This window comes from Amycolatopsis palatopharyngis (assembly GCF_003385185.1).
Classification (GTDB): Bacteria; Actinomycetota; Actinomycetes; order Mycobacteriales; family Pseudonocardiaceae; genus Amycolatopsis; species Amycolatopsis palatopharyngis.
In genome coordinates, this window is record NZ_PQHZ01000007.1 from 118401 (window position 1) to 134853 (window position 16453).

Annotated in this window: 16 protein-coding genes; 7 read left to right on the forward strand and 9 right to left on the reverse strand. The window is 67.8% G+C overall.

The genetic code is table 11. The features are described from left to right. Window positions 1-9: 9 nt before the first annotated feature. The 3 genes from dapF to D0C15_RS07650 are packed head-to-tail and all read right to left on the reverse strand — an operon-like array spanning window position 10 to window position 2465. Entirely contained in the window at window positions 10-840 is an 831-nt protein-coding gene (dapF, locus tag D0C15_RS07640) for a diaminopimelate epimerase (RefSeq protein WP_116042077.1), read from the reverse strand. Between the two features lie 9 nt (window positions 841-849). Next, window positions 850-1764: a tRNA (adenosine(37)-N6)-dimethylallyltransferase MiaA gene (miaA, locus tag D0C15_RS07645; RefSeq protein WP_116042079.1), complete on the reverse strand. Its 915-nt coding sequence runs from the start codon at window positions 1762-1764 to the stop codon at window positions 850-852. Then, window positions 1761-2465, reverse strand: coding sequence for a class III extradiol ring-cleavage dioxygenase family protein (locus D0C15_RS07650; RefSeq protein ID WP_116042082.1), 705 nt, complete (start codon window positions 2463-2465; stop codon window positions 1761-1763). Before D0C15_RS07650 ends, miaA begins: the two co-directional genes overlap by 4 nt. Window positions 2466-2678: 213 nt before the next feature. Here D0C15_RS07650 and D0C15_RS07655 point away from each other — a divergent pair, with 213 nt between their 5' ends. After that, on the forward strand, window positions 2679-3998 hold the full coding sequence (locus tag D0C15_RS07655; protein WP_116042085.1) for a DUF349 domain-containing protein: 1320 nt from the start codon (window positions 2679-2681) through the stop codon (window positions 3996-3998). A 105-nt stretch (window positions 3999-4103) separates the two neighbouring features. Here D0C15_RS07655 and D0C15_RS07660 read toward each other — a convergent pair whose 3' ends face one another. Then, entirely contained in the window at window positions 4104-4598 is a 495-nt protein-coding gene (locus D0C15_RS07660) for an Rv2732c family membrane protein (protein ID WP_245975624.1), read from the reverse strand. Then, window positions 4595-6076 (reverse strand): tRNA (N6-isopentenyl adenosine(37)-C2)-methylthiotransferase MiaB, encoded by a 1482-nt coding sequence (gene miaB / locus D0C15_RS07665; protein WP_116042088.1) that lies wholly within the window; start codon window positions 6074-6076, stop codon window positions 4595-4597. The genes D0C15_RS07660 and miaB overlap by 4 nt, the downstream gene beginning before the upstream one ends. A 309-nt stretch (window positions 6077-6385) precedes the next feature. Here miaB and D0C15_RS07670 point away from each other — a divergent pair, with 309 nt between their 5' ends. From D0C15_RS07670 to D0C15_RS07685, 4 genes are all read left to right on the forward strand, one after another. Beyond that, window positions 6386-7114 carry an amino acid ABC transporter ATP-binding protein gene (locus D0C15_RS07670; RefSeq protein WP_211323120.1) on the forward strand — a complete coding sequence of 243 codons (729 nt, stop codon included), beginning with the start codon at window positions 6386-6388 and terminating at the stop codon, window positions 7112-7114. Between the two features lie 56 nt (window positions 7115-7170). Continuing rightward, window positions 7171-8085: a glutamate ABC transporter substrate-binding protein gene (locus tag D0C15_RS07675; protein WP_116042093.1), complete on the forward strand. Its 915-nt coding sequence runs from the start codon at window positions 7171-7173 to the stop codon at window positions 8083-8085. 148 nt (window positions 8086-8233) lie between these two features. Beyond that, window positions 8234-8881, forward strand: a complete 648-nt coding sequence (locus D0C15_RS07680; protein WP_116042096.1) for an amino acid ABC transporter permease — start codon at window positions 8234-8236, stop codon at window positions 8879-8881. After that, window positions 8878-9735 (forward strand): amino acid ABC transporter permease, encoded by an 858-nt coding sequence (locus tag D0C15_RS07685; protein WP_116042099.1) that lies wholly within the window; start codon window positions 8878-8880, stop codon window positions 9733-9735. The genes D0C15_RS07680 and D0C15_RS07685 overlap by 4 nt, the downstream gene beginning before the upstream one ends. Before the next feature lie 62 nt (window positions 9736-9797). Here D0C15_RS07685 and D0C15_RS07690 read toward each other — a convergent pair whose 3' ends face one another. The 4 genes from D0C15_RS07690 to D0C15_RS07705 form a co-directional block, all read right to left on the reverse strand. Beyond that, complete coding sequence (locus D0C15_RS07690) at window positions 9798-10547, reverse strand: succinate dehydrogenase/fumarate reductase iron-sulfur subunit (protein ID WP_116042101.1); 750 nt, start codon at window positions 10545-10547, stop codon at window positions 9798-9800. A gap of 1 nt (window position 10548) precedes the next feature. Then, window positions 10549-12471: a fumarate reductase/succinate dehydrogenase flavoprotein subunit gene (locus D0C15_RS07695; protein ID WP_116042104.1), complete on the reverse strand. Its 1923-nt coding sequence runs from the start codon at window positions 12469-12471 to the stop codon at window positions 10549-10551. A 72-nt stretch (window positions 12472-12543) separates the two neighbouring features. Beyond that, window positions 12544-13374 carry a hypothetical protein gene (locus tag D0C15_RS07700; protein ID WP_116042114.1) on the reverse strand — a complete coding sequence of 277 codons (831 nt, stop codon included), beginning with the start codon at window positions 13372-13374 and terminating at the stop codon, window positions 12544-12546. Next, window positions 13371-13664 (reverse strand): hypothetical protein, encoded by a 294-nt coding sequence (locus tag D0C15_RS07705; RefSeq protein WP_116042116.1) that lies wholly within the window; start codon window positions 13662-13664, stop codon window positions 13371-13373. The genes D0C15_RS07700 and D0C15_RS07705 overlap by 4 nt, the downstream gene beginning before the upstream one ends. Window positions 13665-13933: 269 nt before the next feature. Here D0C15_RS07705 and edd point away from each other — a divergent pair, with 269 nt between their 5' ends. Both edd and eda read left to right on the forward strand, forming a co-directional pair. Further along, window positions 13934-15823: a phosphogluconate dehydratase gene (edd, locus tag D0C15_RS07710; RefSeq protein WP_116042119.1), complete on the forward strand. Its 1890-nt coding sequence runs from the start codon at window positions 13934-13936 to the stop codon at window positions 15821-15823. Then, complete coding sequence (eda, locus tag D0C15_RS07715) at window positions 15820-16446, forward strand: bifunctional 4-hydroxy-2-oxoglutarate aldolase/2-dehydro-3-deoxy-phosphogluconate aldolase (RefSeq protein ID WP_116042122.1); 627 nt, start codon at window positions 15820-15822, stop codon at window positions 16444-16446. Before edd ends, eda begins: the two co-directional genes overlap by 4 nt. Window positions 16447-16453 lie beyond the last annotated feature (7 nt).

Sequence of the window (16453 nt, forward strand, 5' to 3'; positions counted from 1 at the left end):
CGAAAGGGGTCAGCCTTGGCCCGCGGCGGACCACCAGGCCTCGTCGAGCTCGCCTCGCGCCACGATCTCCGATGGCCCGGTCAGTGTCGACTCCCCTGGAGCGACGGTGACCGTGACCCTGCCGCCTGGAATGTCCACCACCGACTCACCGGTGTCCGTGCCCGCCAGGTGCAACGCGGCGGCCACGACGGCGACGGTGCCGGTGCCGCAGGCGCGCGTCTCCCCGACGCCTCGCTCGTGCACCCGCATCCGCAACCTGCCCGGCTCGAGCCTGTTGACGAACTCCAGATTCACCCCGGACGGGAAGACGTCACGGTCGAACGGAGGCTGTGTATCGAGATCGAGTTCGGCGACGTCGGAATCGACGAACGAAACCAGATGCGGGTTGCCGACGTCCACGGCCACCCCGGACAGCTCCCTGCCCGCCACCGCGGTGACCGAGCTGCCCGCGATCCGGGCGGGCCCCATGTGCACGGTCACCGAACTGTCGGGATGCACCCGCACGCCCCGATCACCCGCGCGGGTGCCGATGACGAACTCCGTCCCGTCCACCAGTCCCGCGTCAACCAGGTAGCGCGCGAAGACCCGTACGCCGTTGCCGCACATCTCGGCGATCGAGCCGTCGGCGTTGCGGTAGTCCATGAACCAGTCCCCCGTGGACTCCAGTCCGGCGGCCGCCGTACGAACCACTCGCAACACGCCGTCGGCACCGAGCCCGCGCCTGCGGTCGCACAGTGCCGCCACCCTGGCGGGGGTCAGATCCAGCCTGCCCTCGGGATCCGGCAGCAGGACGAAGTCGTTCTGTGTGCCGTGCCCCTTGAGGAACTCAATGCCACCCATGGCTTCAGATTACGGGGTGAGCGTGGCGAGCACCCGTTCGGTCAGGCCGGGGTCGGCACCGTCGAACCAGCGGATCCGGGTGTCCCGCCGGAACCACGAACGTTGCTTGCGCACAAACCGCCGCGTCGCCTGCGCCGTGGCGGCCGCGGCGGTGGTCAGATCGCCGTCACCGTCGAGGGCGGTCAGCACCTGCTGGTACCCGAGGGCGCGGGACGCCGTCCTGCCCTCGCGCAGTCCCCTGCGCTCCAGCTCCCGCACCTCCTCCACCAGTCCCGCCTCGAACATCCGCCGCACTCGCAGGTCCACCCGCTCGTCGAGGTCGCCGACGTCGCGGTCGACGCCGACGAGGACGGTGCCGTAGCGCGGCTCGCCGGGTGTGGGCAGGTTGGCCGAGAACGGCTGTCCGGTGATCTCGATGACCTCCAGTGCCCGCACGATCCGGCGCACGTTGGACGGCAGGATGGACGCGGCGGCCACCGGATCACGTTCGGCGAGCCGGGCGTGCAACGGTTCGGCGCCTCGCGCCGCTGCCTCGGCCTCCAGCTTCGCCCGAAGCTCCTGGTCGGTCCCGGGGAACCGCAGGTCGTCCAGTACGGCCTGCACGTACAGCCCGGACCCGCCGACGAGCACCGGCGAACACCCCCGCTCGAGCAACGACTCGATCCGCGCTCGCGCGTCCCGCTGATAGGCGGCCACCGACGCGGCCTCGGTCACGTCGAGCACGTCGAGCAGGTGGTGCGGTACCCCGCGCCGTTCCTCCGAGGTGGCCTTCGCGGTGCCGATGTCCATACCGCGGTAGAGCTGCATCGCGTCCGCGTTGACCACCTCACCGCCGAGTGCGAGCGCCAGTTCGACGGCGAGTGCGGTCTTGCCGGTCGCCGTGGGTCCCACAACGGCGACCGAGACAGCGGGCCTGTTCGTCATTCGCGCTCCCAAACGGCCACGTGGTAGCGCACCCCGAACGGCGCCGCGGAGTACAACATCCGCGCGCTCCAGCCGTCCGTTCCGGCGAAGGCCGCGAGCACCCGCCACGGCGCCAAGCCGCTCACCCCGAGTTCGGCGCCGAGTTCGGGGTCGAGGGTCCGCAACGCGTCTGTGTCCGCCGCCCCCAGCGCGGCGGCGACCGCGTCGTCGAACGCGGGTGCCCGGTCGTCCTGGCTGCCGGGGGACCGAGCGCCGTGGCGGTTCGATCCGTCCCCGAGGACGAGCAGTCCGACGCTGTCCTCCGCGCGGTCCAGCTCGGCCAGCCCGGCGACCGCGTCCGCCATCTCGCCGGTCTCCCGGGGTACCAGCCGGACGCGCACCGAGGCCGCACCCGCGCGCTCCCGGAGCCAGCCCGCGGTCAGCGCGGGAAGCGGCAGGTCGGCCCGCTCACCCCGCGCGTCCTTCGACAGCGCTACCGCGACGTCGACGCCGTAACCGGCATACGACCCCCTGACCTGCGCCTCGACGACGTGGGAACGCGGGCCGGGACCGATGGCGAACCACCGGTCGGTGACCGCCGCGAGTTCGCCAACAGCGGCAAGACACGCCGAACGCACGGCCTCGGTCGATTCGACCGAACCGGGCACCAGCTCGGGCACGAGCAGGGGAGGATGGGGTAGCACGACGGCACGCGCGATCACACTGCTCGACGTTACCGCGCGTACCGGAAGGGGCCCCGAACGAGGCATGGAGTTCCACCTGGGGCGCTGACCTGTTTGAATGCCGCGAGGGACGGACACCGCCGCGGCGGTGAACGCCCCCACCTCGAGCATCCGCTAGACCCGGCCCCACCGATGGTGGGGCGCCCGCCGGAGGACAGATCCGGCGGGCCGACAGGCGAGAAGGAGCCGGCCATGGCCGACCACAGCACATCCCACGGCGCGGACGTCCCGACGCCCACCGCGGTACCCCACGCGCACGCCCCCGCGAACGCCGCCCCCGCGGTGCCCCATGCGGAGTCGAACCCAGGGCGGTGGGGGCGCGTCGACGAAGAGGGCAACGTCTACGTCCGCACCGCCGACGGCGAGCGGCTTATCGGCGTCTGGCAGGCGGGCACGCCGGAAGAAGGGCTGCAGCACTACGCGCGACGATTCGACGACCTGCGGACCGAGGTGGAACTGCTGGAGACCCGGTTGCGTTCCGGCGCTGGTGACCCCAAGCACGCACTGAGCAGTGCCACCCAGCTGCGGGACGGACTCGCCGAAACGGCCGCCGTCGGCGATCTGGAGGCGCTGCGCTCCCGGATCGAAGAAGTGATCGCCCACGCGGAGCGGGCGCTGGCGACCGCGCGCGAGGAGCGAGAGCAGGTTCGGACGGCAGCGATCGCGCGAAAGCAGACGCTGGCCGAGGAAGCCGAGACGATCGCGGCGGAATCGACCCAGTGGAAGGCCGCGGGCGACCGTCTGCGGGCCATCCTGGACGAGTGGAAGACCGTCAAGGGCGTCGACCGCAAGACCGACGACGACCTGTGGAAGCGGTTCTCCAAGGCTCGGGAGGCGTTCAACCGCCGCCGGGGTTCACATTTCGCCGATCTGGACAAGCAGCGGGCCGCGGCCAAGACGCGCAAGGAGGAGTTGATCGCCGAGGCCGAGGCCCTCAGCGATTCCGAGGACTGGGGTCCCACAGCGGGCAGGTACAAGGACCTGATGGCGGAGTGGAAGGCGGCGGGGCGCGCCCCGAAGGACGCCGACGACGCACTCTGGCAGCGCTTCCGAGCGGCGCAGGACGCGTTCTTCGCCCGCAGGTCCGCGGTGTTCTCCGAACGGGACGCGGAGTTCGCGAGCAACGCGGCGCGGAAGGAGGAACTGCTCGCCGAGGCGGACAAGATCGACCCCGCCGCCAACCTCGACGCCGCGAAGGCTCAGTTGCGCAAGATTCAGGACGCCTGGGACGAGATCGGCAAGGTGCCGCGGGAGCGGATCCGCGAACTCGACGGCAGGCTGAAGGCCGTGCAGGACCGGATCCGCTCGGCTGAGGACACCAAGTGGCGGCGCACCGACCCCGAGGCACAGGCCAGGGCGGCGCAGTTCCGCGAGCGGGTGGAGCAGTTCGAGTCGCAGGCGGCGAAGGCACGGGCGGCAGGCGACGAGCGCCGCGCCAAGAAGGCCGACGCGCAGGCGGCGCAGTGGCGCGAATGGATGCAGGCGGCCGAGCAGGCCGTCGCGGAGCGCTAACCCGAACGGCCTAACGGGGAGGCTCGGCAGGATGTCCCCAATGTGGCATTGGGGACGTTGGAGTACCCCAATGCCACATTGGGGAACTCACACGGGCGGGAGGGATCAGCCGCGCGACCAGGCGGCGCTCATCCAGTTGCCCGCCAGGATCACCGTGGCGACTACGGCCAGGATCATTCCGGCTCCCGGTCCTTCGCCTGCTACGCCGGTGGCCGGCGTCGACTGCTGGGACCAGATGGCCAGCACCCCGTCGACGCTGGCGAACCAGCCACCGACCGCGCATACCCAGGCCAGCCACCATCGCTGGGTGGCCAGAGCGAGCGCCGAGACAACGATGCCGATCAGGGTGGACGTCGCGGCGAACAGCCGGGGGATGGCACCGCCGTCACCGGCCAGCACGCGCCAGCCCGCGACGTCGCCGACCCAGGGCAGGAGCAACGCGACGATGAGGGCGAAGATCGCCACCGCGATCACGAACCCGCGCCTGCCCAGGTCCACGGTTCGTGCCGCCCTGCTGACCACCGCGTCGACATCGGCGGCGAGCTCGTCCACGTTCCTGCCGTCCTCGGCACCATCAGCGTGCCCGGCCTGCCCGCTCACAGCCCACACCCGCCGGATACGGCAGCGGGCTGCTCGGGTGGCGTACCGAACGCGGGCAGTCCGAGCGTGACGCCGTTGGTCTTCGGCCGCAGCCCTGCCTCGGCGTTGTCGCCCGCGCGGGTGCGGCGGTGCGAAAGCAGGTCGCCGTCCGCGACCAGGTGGTGCGGTGCGCCGTAGGTGATGACGGCTTCCACGATGTCGCCTGGTCGCACGCTCCGGTCCACTGCCTTGCCTGACGGGGTGAAATGCACGAGCCTGCCGTCGCGCGCCCGGCCGCTCATCCGGTGCGTCGCCGCGTCCTTGCGACCCTCACCGCTGGCGACAAGCAGCTCCACCGTGCGCCCCACGAGCTTCTTGTTCTCCTGCCAGGCGACGTCGTTCTGCAGCTCGACCAGCCGGTCGTAGCGCTCCTGCACGACCTCCTTCGGCACCTGGCCCTCCATCTCGGCGGCGGGCGTTCCGGGGCGCTTGGAGTACTGGAAGGTGAACGCGCTGGAGAAGCGGGCCTGCCGGACGACGTCGAGGGTCGCCTGGAAATCCTCCTCCGTCTCGCCGGGGAACCCGACGATGATGTCGGTGGTGATGGCGGCATCCGGCATCACCGCGCGGACCTTGTCCAGGATGCCGAGGAAACGGGCCGACCGGTACGAGCGCCGCATCTCCTTGAGGACCCGGTCGGAGCCGGACTGCAGGGGCATGTGCAGCTGGTGGCACACGTTGGGGGTCTCGGCCATGGCGTCGATTACGTCGTCGGTGAACGCGGCGGGATGAGGCGAGGTGAACCGCACCCGCTCCAGCCCCTCGATCGAGCCACAGGAGCGCAACAGCTGCGAGAACGCATCGCGCTCGCCGAACTCCACGCCGTAGGAGTTCACGTTCTGCCCCAGCAGGGTCACTTCCAGCACGCCCTCGTCGACCAGCGCCTGCACCTCGGCCAGGATCTCTCCTGGCCTGCGGTCGCGCTCCTTGCCACGCAGTGACGGAACGATGCAGAACGTGCAGGTGTTGTTGCAGCCGACCGAGATGGAGACCCAGCCCGAGTAGGCGGAGTCCCTGCGCGCGGGCAGGGTCGAGGGGAAGGTCTCCAGCGACTCGAGGATCTCGACCTCGGCCTCCGCGTTGTGCCGCGCGCGATCGAGCAGCGTCGGCAGCGAGCCGATGTTGTGGGTGCCGAACACGACGTCCACCCAGGGCGCCCGGTTAACGATCTCGCCACGATCCTTCTGCGCCAGGCATCCACCTACGGCGATCTGCATGCCGGGATTAGCCTGTTTGGTGGGTCGCAGTTGCCCCAGATTGCCGTACAGCTTGTTGTCCGCGTTCTCCCGGACCGCGCAGGTGTTGAACACGACGACGTCCGGCGTGGCCTCCGGGGCCGCGGCGACGTAGCCCGCGTCCTCCAGCTGCCCCGCGAGCCGCTCCGAATCGTGGACGTTCATCTGGCAGCCAAAGGTGCGGATCTGGTAGCTCCGGGTCACCCAAACTCCTGGTCGCGTGCGGTTGCAATGCTGAGACCACCAGGGTAGGCCGAGGGGTCGGGACACCCGCGACGCGGGCTAGCGGGACCTACCCGGGCAGTGTGCGCGGAGGGTCACTAGAGTCTCGGCCACGGTTCGCGCGATCACCTGAATGGAGGCTGGTCACGTGCACCTAAGTTGCGTTTTGACCCAAACAGTGTCACTTATGGGCCGCTTCGGTGTTAGATCCCGTTGTTGCCCGTAGAGCCAGGTACCGAGCAGACCGCCAGCGATGGAGGCCCGATGACCGCTGCGACGCCCGCGCCGCCGATGATCAAGGCGGAGGCCGTGAACAAGTACTTCGGCGATCTGCATGTGCTGAAGGAAATCAACTTCGAAGTCCCGAGAGGACAGGTCGTCGTGGTGCTCGGCCCGTCGGGGTCCGGGAAGTCGACGCTCTGCAGGGCGATCAACCGGCTGGAGCCGATCAACTCCGGCGAGATCGCCATCGACGGAACCCCGCTGCCGGCCGAGGGCAAGGCGCTCGCCGCTTTGCGCGCCGACGTCGGCATGGTCTTCCAGCAGTTCAACCTCTTCGCGCACAAGACGATCCTGGAGAACGTCACGCTGGCCCCGCAGAAGGTCCGCAAGGCGTCCGCGGCCGAGGCCCGCAAGACCGCGATGGAACTGCTCGACCGGGTCGGCATCACCGACCAGGCCGGCAAGTACCCGGCTCAGCTCTCCGGCGGCCAGCAACAGCGGGTCGCCATCGCGCGGGCGCTGGCCATGCAGCCCAAGGTGATGCTGTTCGACGAACCGACCTCCGCGCTCGACCCCGAGATGGTCCAGGAGGTCCTGGACACGATGGTCGGCCTCGCCAAGGACGGGATGACGATGCTGGTTGTCACCCATGAGATGGGATTCGCGCGTAAAGCAGCACACCGGGTGGTGTTCATGTCCGATGGTGAGATCGTCGAGGACTCAACCCCCAACGACTTCTTCACCAACCCGAGGTCGGATCGGGCGAAGGACTTCCTCGGCAAGATTCTGACGCACTAGCTCCAGAATGCGACGCCGCTGCGTCGCACCGATGAAATAAGTCAGGAGAGGAACTCATGAGGTTTCGCACCCTCGCCGTAGGCCTGCTGATCAGCGGGCTCGCGTTGTCCGCTTGCGGCAAGGAAGGCGCTCCCACCGACTCCGGTAGCGGGGAAGGCAACGGCAGTGCCGCCCCCGAGATGCCGACGTACGAGGTCGCCAAGGACGTCAAGCTGGAAGGCTCCCCGACCTTCGACAAAATGAAGAGCGTGGGCCACCCGATCGTCGGTGTGAAGGAAGACCAGCCCGGACTTGGCTACAAGGACCCGACCACTGGCAAGTACAGCGGATTTGACATCGAGATCGCCAGGTACGTCGCGGCGAACCTCGGCTTCGAGCCGGAGTCGATCGAATTCAAGGCGGTTCCGTCCGCGGGACGCGAGCAGGCACTGATCAACGGTGACGTCCACTACTACGTCGGCACCTACACGATCAATGACAAGCGTAAGCAGCAGGTCTCCTTCGCGGGCCCGTACTTCGTCGCCGGTCAGGGCCTTCTCGTGCAGAAGGACAACACCGACATCAACGGCAAGGACGACCTGAAGGGCAAGAAGGTCTGCTCGGTGAGTGGTTCCACGCCGATCCAGAACGTGCGCGATCAGGGCATGACCGACCAGATCGTCGAACTGCAGACTTACTCGCAGTGCGTCAACCAGCTCGCCCAAGGCCAGGTAGACGCTGTCACCACTGACGACGCGATCCTGAAGGGCTACGCCGCGCAGGAGCCGGACAAGTTCAAGGTCGTGGGTGACACGTTCTCCGAGGAGCCGTACGGTATCGGACTGCCGAAGGACGACAAGGTCCTGCGCGACAAGGTGAACGACGCTCTGGAAGCATCCCTCGAAGAGGGCGGCGCCTGGCAGAAGATCTACGACGCCACACTTGGCAAGTCGGGATCGACCGCCGAGAAGCCGGCCATCGAACGGTACTGACATATCGCGCGGCCGGCGGTGGCATCTCATGCTGCCGCCGGCCGCGCCGTACCGCACCACCCGTCGCCGACGAGAGCACGTGGCGCCCGTCCGCGCCCTGTCGCTATGACCGCGGCCGGGCGCTCACAAGCACACTCCAAGGAAAACGATGGACGTCCTACTCGACAACCTTGACCTCTACGGTCCCGGGTTCCTCAACACCATCAAGCTGTTTCTCATTTCTGCGTTCGGCTCTCTGGTGCTGGGCACGATTCTGGCGATGCTTCGGGTGAGCCCCGTGCCGATCCTCAGGGCTGCGGGCACCACATACGTCGTGCTGTTCCGCAACACACCATTGACACTGATTTTCTTCTTCTTCGCGTTCGCTTTTCCGCTGCTGGACATCGTCGACATCTCGTTCTTCACCTCGGCGGTCGTCGCCCTGACGCTGTACACGACGGCCTTCGTCTGTGAAGTGGTGCGCTCCGGCATCAACACCGTGCCAGTAGGGCAAGCAGAGGCGGGGCGTGCGGTAGGCCTGACCTTCGGACAGATCCTTGGCAGCATCGTTCTCCCGCAGGCGGGCCGTTCGGTCGTTCCGCCGATGATGAGCACGATGATCGCGCTGTTGAAGAACACGACCGTGGCCGCAGGATTCTCCGTGGTCGAGGCCGGCGCAATCCAGAACTACCTGTCCGAGCGCGGATACAGCGTGATGGTCGGGCTGCTCTGGGTCGCTCTCGGTTTCGTGATCCTGGTTATTCCCATGACACTGTTGCAGCGCAGCCTCGAGAACCGATGGAGCGTCGCCCGATGAGTTCTGTCCTGTTCGACGTCCCCGGGCCGAAAGCGCGTCTGCGCCACCGGGGATACGCGGTGCTCGGTGTTGTCGCCGTCGCCGGATTCATTGCGTTCGTGGTCTACCAGTTCGCTTCCGAAGGCCAGTTCGAAGCCGACATGTGGAGCTGGATCCAGTACGAGCAAGTTCAACTCGAACTGCTGGCAGCCCTCGGCAACACCCTGAAGGCCTTCGCGGTCGGATCGGTGCTGGCGCTCGTATTCGGCGCGATCTTCGCGGCAGGCAGGTTGTCGGACCACGCGATATTCCGGGTTCCGTCGATCGCCATCGTCGAGTTCTTCCGCGCCGTGCCGCTCGTGGTGATGATCTTCTTCTTCCACTTCGGAATCAGCCTCGGTGCCCCGTTCTACTCCGTCGTTCTCGGGCTCACCCTCTACAACGGCTCGGTGCTGGCCGAGGTCTTCCGCGCTGGCGTACTTTCACTGCCAAAGGGGCAGAGCGAGGCCGCGTACGCGGTAGGGATGCGCAAGACCCAGGTCATGCAACTGGTGTTGCTGCCGCAGGCATTGCGGGCCATGTTGCCCGCGATCATCAGTCAGCTGGTGGTGCTGCTCAAGGACACGGCCCTCGGCTTCCTGATCACGTACGAGGAACTGCTGCGGTACGCCCGCTACCTCGGCGGCATCGTCGAGTTCGGCCGCCCCCTGGTGCCGATAACGATCGTCGTGGCCGCCATGTACATCACGATGTGCCTCGCGCTGGCCGGTGTCGCGAAGTACCTCGAAAGCCGCAACCGCCGGAACAAGAAGGGTGACCCCGAGGTCGCCCGGACGACGGAAGAGGTCGTGCGCGTGCACGAGCCGCTGGAGTGAGCCGAAGCTGAGCCGACAGCGGCGCCCACCTACTTAGGCGGGCGCCGCTGTCGTACGGGCTGCTATCCCCGCTTGAACAGTTTGTTGCCCAGCCAGACGATCGGGTCGTAGCGCTTGTCCGCCACGCGCTCCTTCATCGGGATGAGGGCGTTGTCGGTGATGTGGATGTTCTCCGGGCACACGTCGGAACAGCACTTGGTGATGTTGCAGTAGCCGAGCCCGTGTTCGGCCTGAGCGGCGTCGCGGCGGTCCGCGACGTCCAGCGGGTGCATCTCCAGCTCCGCGATCCGCATCAGGTACCTCGGCCCCGCGAAGGCCTCCTTGTTCTCCTCGTGGTCGCGGATCACATGGCACGTGTCCTGACAGAGGAAGCACTCGATGCACTTGCGGAACTCCTGCGAGCGCTCGACGTCCACCTGCTTCATCCGGTACTCGCCGGGGGCGAGATCCTTCGGTGGCGTGAAGGACGGGATCTCGCGGGCCTTCTGGTAGTTGAACGACACGTCGCAGACCAGGTCGCGGATCACCGGGAACGTCCGCATGGGGGTCACCGTGATGACCTCGTCCTCGGTGAACGTGGACATCCTGGTCATGCACAGCAGCTTCGGCCTGCCGTTGACCTCCGCCGAGCAGGAACCGCATTTGCCCGCCTTGCAGTTCCAGCGCACCGCGAGGTCGGAACACTGGGTGGCCTGCAGGCGGTGGAGGATGTCCAGGACGACCTCCCCCTCGTTCACCTCGACCGTGTAGTCCTGCAGTTCGCCGGACTCCGCGTCGCCGCGCCAGACGCGGAAGTTCGCCTTGTAGGTCATCTCAGGCCTCCTTCCGCGCGGGGTGCCCGCTGAGTTCGCCGCCGGTGTAGTACTTCTCCAGCTCCTCGAGTTCGAAGAGCTCGACCAGGTCCTGACGCATCGGCAACTGCTCCTGCACGGCGACCGTGATCGCCGGAACGGCCGAATCGCTGTCGGTGTCACTGACCGAACACACCAGCAGCTTGTTGCGCCACTCGGCGTCCAGCTGCGGGTAGTCGTCGCGGGTGTGCCCGCCGCGGCTCTCCGTTCGTTTCAGCGCCGCCTTGGCCACGCACTCGCTGACCATCACCATATTGCGCAGGTCCACCGCCAGGTGCCAGCCGGGATTGAACTGCCGGTGTCCCTCGACGGTGACGTTGCGGATCCGCTTCTTGATCTCGCCGATCTTGCCGAGTGCCTGCTCGATCTCCTCCGCCTTGCGGATGATGCCGACCAGGTCGTTCATCGCCTGCTGCAGCTCCACCTGCAACGTGTAGGGATTCTCCTCGATCCCTTCCTCCGGCGGATCGAACGGGGACAGCGCCAGCTTGGCTGCCGAGTCCACCGCGGCACCCGCCACGGCGGGCCGATCGGTCAAAGACTCCACATAGGACGAGGCGCCGAGACCGGCCCTGCGGCCGAACACGAGCAGGTCGGACAGGGAGTTCCCGCCGAGTCTGTTGGACCCGTGCATCCCGCCCGAGCACTCACCAGCGGCGAACAGGCCTGGCACACTCGACGAAGCCGTGTCCGGGTCGACCTCGATACCACCCATCACGTAGTGGCAGGTGGGACCGACCTCCATCGCCTCCTTCGTGATGTCCACATCGGCCAGTTCCTTGAACTGGTGGTACATCGACGGCAGCTTGCGCTTGATCTCCTCGGCGGGCAGCCGGCTAGCGATGTCCAGGAACACGCCACCGTGTGGCGATCCCCGGCCCTCCTTGACCTCGGAGTTGATCGCCCTGGCCACCTCGTCACGCGGAAGCAGGTCCGGTGTGCGCCGGTTGTTGTCCGCGTCGGTGTACCAGCGATCGGCCTCCTCCTCGCTGTCGGCGTACTGTCCTTTGAAGACATCCGGGACGTAGTCGAACATGAACCGGGATTCCTCGGAGTTCTTCAACACTCCCCCGTCACCGCGCACGCCCTCGGTGACCAGGATTCCCTTGACACTCGGCGGCCACACCATGCCGGTGGGATGGAACTGGACGAACTCCATGTTGATCAGCTTCGCGTCCGCCCGCAGTGCCAGCGCGTGTCCGTCCCCCGTGTACTCCCAGGAGTTCGAGGTCACCTTGAACGACTTGCCAATTCCGCCAGTCGCGAGCACGACGGCAGGTGCCTCGAAGAGGATGAACCGCCCCGTCTCCCGCCAGTACCCGAACGCACCGGCGATCCGGCCTTCTTCGGTGATCAGCTCGGTGATCGTGCACTCGGCGAAGACCTTGATCTTCGCCTCGTAGTCACCGTGTTCGGCGAAGTCCTCCTGCTGCAGCGACACGATCTTCTGCTGCATCGTGCGGATCAGTTCGAGGCCCGTGCGGTCGCCGACGTGCGCGAGCCGGGGATAGGTGTGCCCGCCGAAGTTGCGCTGGCTGATCCGGCCGTCCTCGGTACGGTCGAACAGCGCGCCGTAGGTCTCCAGCTCCCAGACCCGGTCCGGCGCTTCTTTGGCATGCAGCTCGGCCATCCGCCAGTTGTTCAGGAACTTGCCGCCCCGCATGGTGTCGCGGAAATGCACCTGCCAGTTGTCGCCGGAGTTCACGTTGCCCATCGAGGCAGCGCACCCACCCTCGGCCATCACCGTATGCGCCTTGCCGAACAGGGATTTGCAGACGACGGCGACGCTGAGGCCACGCTGACGTGCCTCGATCACCGCTCGTAGGCCCGCGCCGCCGGCACCGATCACCACGACGTCGTAGCCGTGCCGTTCGACCTCGGTCATGAATTGCCACCTCGAAGACTTCGTTGATTGAGTCGGGTTGAAGACGAGCGATCAGGGAAGGGCCGGCCGGCGTCAGTTGATGAAGCGCAGATCGGTGATCGTGCCACTGGCGACGAGCCACACGTAGAGGTCCGTGAGCACCAGCGTCCCGAGGGTGATCCAGGCGAACATCATGTGCCGGTCGTTGATTTTCGTGACCTGCGTCCACATCCAGTACCGCACCGGATGTTTCGAGAAATGCTTGAGCCTGCCGCCGACCGCGTGCCTGCACGAGTGACAGGACAGGGTGTAGCACCACAGCAGGACGACGTTGGCGAGCAGGACGATATTGCCCAGCCCGACGCCGAAGCCGGCTTCGCCACCGAACGCGAGGATCGCGTCGTAGGTGTTGATCAGGGTGATCACCAGCGCCACGTAGAAGAAGTAGCGGTGCGCGTTCTGGATGATCAGCGGCAGCCTGGTCTCCCCGGTGTAGCGCGAATGCGGCTCCGCCACAGCGCACGCGGGCGGCGACAACCACACCGAGCGGTAGTAGGCCTTGCGGTAGTAGTAGCAGGTGAGCCGGAAGCCGAGCAGGAACGGCAGCACGAGGAAGCCGAGCGGGATGAACCCGGGAAGTTCGCCGAACGGCGTGCCGAAATGGCTCGAGCCCGGGACGCAGGAGTCACTCAGGCACGGCGAGTAGAAGGGCGTCAGGTAGTGGTGTTCGGCGACCCAGTAGGACTCGCGCATGAAGGATCGGATCGTGGCGTAGATGACGAAGGTCGCCAGCCCGAGCGTCGTGAGCAGCGGGGGCAGCCACCATCGGTCGGTGCGCAGGGTCCGAGCGCCGATGCGGGCCCTGTTCGGGCCGCCGACACCGGCCGCTGTCCGGCTGGCCACGCTGCTAGCCGGGCGGCTCACCGCTGGTGACGCTGGTAGCCGCCGACACCCTCGTCATCTGCGCCCTGCCAGAGCGCGGGGTCGTACGGCGTGTCCGGCACCACCACGACGTTCGTGCGGTCTTGTGGCGTGTGCTGGGCGGGCACCGGCGGCGTCTGGTCCAGTTCGCCCGCGTCGATGTCCAGCCGCTCCACGTCGTTGACCAGTCGCCGGACCCCCGGCGCCTCGCCATACCTGGCCCGCAGCGCGCCCACGCACTGCCGCAACTGGCCGATCGTGCGCCGAAGTTCGGACATTTCGCTGGTGGTCATCGGATACCTCCGAGTCAGTTCGTTCGGCTGCGCCGAGTCGGGCGGTGGCGGCCTCGGCACCGCGTCACCGCCGACTCTGCCTTGCCGTGTGCAGTGTGACAAGTAGCACACCCTGCGTTTCGGCCGTGATCGGGGTCACTCCGAATGATCTTCTTGATCGATTTTGATAAGGCCGGGGTCTCGATGTACTGTGTCCGGAGTCACGACCGCGCGACGTCAGTGCCGCCGTACGCCGGGCCACCACCTCCTGATCCGACCGGAGAGGCCGTATGAGCGTTACCCGCACTGACCCTGACGTCCACCCCACCGTCGCCGAAGTGACCGCGCGGATCGTCGCCCGCAGCGCCCACACTCGTAGCGCCTACCTCGGCCGGGTCCATTCCGCGGCCGCCGAGGGCCCTGCCCGTGCCGGGATGGCCTGCAGCAACCTCGCACACGGTTTCGCCGCCTGCGAAGGCTCCGACCGGCTCGCCATCCGGGGGCTGCGCAAGCCGGGCATCGCCATCATCTCCGCCTACAACGACCTGCTCTCGGCGCACCAGCCGTTGCGGGAATTCCCCGAATGGATCAAGCCCGCGACCCGCGAGGCGGGCGGGGTCGCCCAGTTCGCGGGCGGCGTTCCCGCCATGTGCGACGGCATCACCCAGGGCCGGGCGGGCATGGAGCTGTCGCTGTTCAGCCGCGAGGTGATCGCCATGGCGACCGGCGTGGCGCTCTCGCACGAGATGTTCGATGGTGCGCTGCTGCTCGGTGTATGCGACAAGATCGTGCCGGGCCTGTTGATCGGTGCGCTCGCCTTCGGGCACCTGCCCGCGATCCTCGTGCCCGCGGGACCGATGAGCTCGGGGCTGCCGAACAAGGAGAAGGCGCGGATCCGCCAGCTCTTCGCCGAGGGCAAGGCCACGCGGGAGGATCTGCTGGACGCGGAGTCGGCCTCGTACCACTCGGCGGGGACCTGCACCTTCTACGGCACCGCGAACTCCAACCAGCTCGTGGTCGAGGTGATGGGCCTGCACCTGCCGGGCGCCAGCTTCGTCCACCCGGGCACGCCGATGCGCAAGGCGCTCACCGAGGAGGCCGGGCGGCGCATCGTGGAGCTGTCCAGGGGTGAGCAGTACACCCCGATCGGCGAGGTGATCGACGAGCGCGCCGTGGTCAACGGCCTGGTCGCGCTGCTCGCGACCGGTGGTTCCACGAACCACACGCTGCACCTCGTCGCGATCGCCGCGGCAGCCGGAATCCAGCTGACGTGGGACGACTTCGCCGACCTCTCGGCCGTCGTGCCACTGCTCGCCAAGGTGTATCCGAACGGCAGCGCGGACATCAACCACTTCCACGCGGCGGGTGGTGTGCAGTTCCTGGTCGGCACCCTGCTCGATGCCGGGATGCTGCACCCGGACGTGCGCACGGTGGCGGGAACCGGCCTGCACCACTACCGCAGCGAACCGGTGCTGGACGGGGACAAGCTCGTCTGGCGCGAGGTCGAGACCCGCAGCCTGGACGAGGACGTGTTGCGGCCTGCGGACAATCCGTTCGCCCCGGACGGCGGCCTGCGCATGGTGTCCGGCAACCTCGGCAGGGCCGTGATCAAGGTGTCGGCCGTGGAGCAGGCGAACCGGACAGTGCGTGCGCCCGCGCGGGTGTTCACCACGCAGCAGCAGTTCGACGACGCCTTCCGGGCGGGCGAGTTGGATCGCGATGTCGTCGTGGTGATCCGCAACCAGGGTCCGCAGGCCAACGGGATGCCCGAGCTGCACGGACTCACCCCGGCGCTGGGCGTGCTGATGGATCGCGGCCATCGCGTCGCACTGCTGACCGACGGCCGCATGTCCGGCGCGTCGGGCAAGGTTCCCGCCGCCATCCAGGTCACCCCGGAAGCGGCGACCGGCGGCCCGCTGGCGCGGGTCGCGGACGGCGACCTGATCACCCTGGACGCCGAGGCCGGACTGCTGGAAATCGCGGTGGAGGCCACCGAACTGGCGGCAAGGCCACTACTCGACGGCCCGCCCGACGAAAGCGAATGGACTGGAACGGGCAGGGAACTGTTCGGCGCGCTGCGCCGGGCGGTCGGCCCGGCCGACCAGGGGGCGAGTGTGTTCGGCGGGATGACGTCGGCCCACTTCTCCGCGCGGACCGACCTGACGGAGGTGCGAGGATGACCACGAGCGCCGAACTGCTCGAACTTTCGCCGGTGATGCCGGTGGTGGTCGTGGACGAGGTCCGCCACGCGGTACCGATCGCCGAGGCACTGCTCGCCGGCGGTATCGGCGTCATCGAACTGACCCTGCGCACCCCGGTCGCACTCGAGGCCATCGCGGCGGTGGCGGCGGAAGTGCCGGGAATCGTGGTGGGCGCAGGTACCGTCACCACACCGGAGCAGGCCGCTCGCGCGGCCGAAGCCGGCGCGGGCTTCCTGGTCACCCCGGGTTGCACCGATGCCGTGCTGGACGCCGCCTTCGCCACCGGGCTGCCGTTCCTGCCGGGCGCCTCCACTGTTTCCGAGGCGATGCGGCTGGCCGAGCGCGGGCTGGACACCCTGAAGTTCTTTCCCGCAGAGGCCGCGGGGGGTACCGCTTATCTGAAGTCCATCGGCGGTCCGCTACCAGGACTACGCTTCTGCCCTACGGGCGGAATCACCGCGGACAATGCGGCGGGCTACCTCGCGCTGGCGAACGTGGGTTGCGTCGGCGGTTCCTGGCTCACACCGAAGGACGCCGTGGCCGAGGGTGACTTCGTCCGGATCGAGGCGCTGGCGAAGGAGGCCGCCGCGCTGCCCCGGTAAGCACGAG

What these genes read in the sequence shown, in the direction of transcription:
- dapF (WP_116042077.1), bottom strand. Translation starts at nt 840, where the DNA reads ATGGGTGGCATTGAGTTCCTCAAGGGGCACGGCACACAGAACGACTTC.
- miaA (WP_116042079.1), bottom strand. Translation starts at nt 1,764, where the DNA reads ATGACGAACAGGCCCGCTGTCTCGGTCGCCGTTGTGGGACCCACGGCG.
- D0C15_RS07655 (WP_116042085.1), top strand. Translation starts at nt 2,679, where the DNA reads ATGGCCGACCACAGCACATCCCACGGCGCGGACGTCCCGACGCCCACC.
- D0C15_RS07670 (WP_211323120.1), top strand. Translation starts at nt 6,386, where the DNA reads ATGATCAAGGCGGAGGCCGTGAACAAGTACTTCGGCGATCTGCATGTG.
- D0C15_RS07675 (WP_116042093.1), top strand. Translation starts at nt 7,171, where the DNA reads ATGAGGTTTCGCACCCTCGCCGTAGGCCTGCTGATCAGCGGGCTCGCG.
- D0C15_RS07680 (WP_116042096.1), top strand. Translation starts at nt 8,234, where the DNA reads ATGGACGTCCTACTCGACAACCTTGACCTCTACGGTCCCGGGTTCCTC.
- D0C15_RS07685 (WP_116042099.1), top strand. Translation starts at nt 8,878, where the DNA reads ATGAGTTCTGTCCTGTTCGACGTCCCCGGGCCGAAAGCGCGTCTGCGC.
- D0C15_RS07690 (WP_116042101.1), bottom strand. Translation starts at nt 10,547, where the DNA reads ATGACCTACAAGGCGAACTTCCGCGTCTGGCGCGGCGACGCGGAGTCC.
- D0C15_RS07695 (WP_116042104.1), bottom strand. Translation starts at nt 12,471, where the DNA reads ATGACCGAGGTCGAACGGCACGGCTACGACGTCGTGGTGATCGGTGCC.
- D0C15_RS07705 (WP_116042116.1), bottom strand. Translation starts at nt 13,664, where the DNA reads ATGACCACCAGCGAAATGTCCGAACTTCGGCGCACGATCGGCCAGTTG.
- edd (WP_116042119.1), top strand. Translation starts at nt 13,934, where the DNA reads ATGAGCGTTACCCGCACTGACCCTGACGTCCACCCCACCGTCGCCGAA.
- eda (WP_116042122.1), top strand. Translation starts at nt 15,820, where the DNA reads ATGACCACGAGCGCCGAACTGCTCGAACTTTCGCCGGTGATGCCGGTG.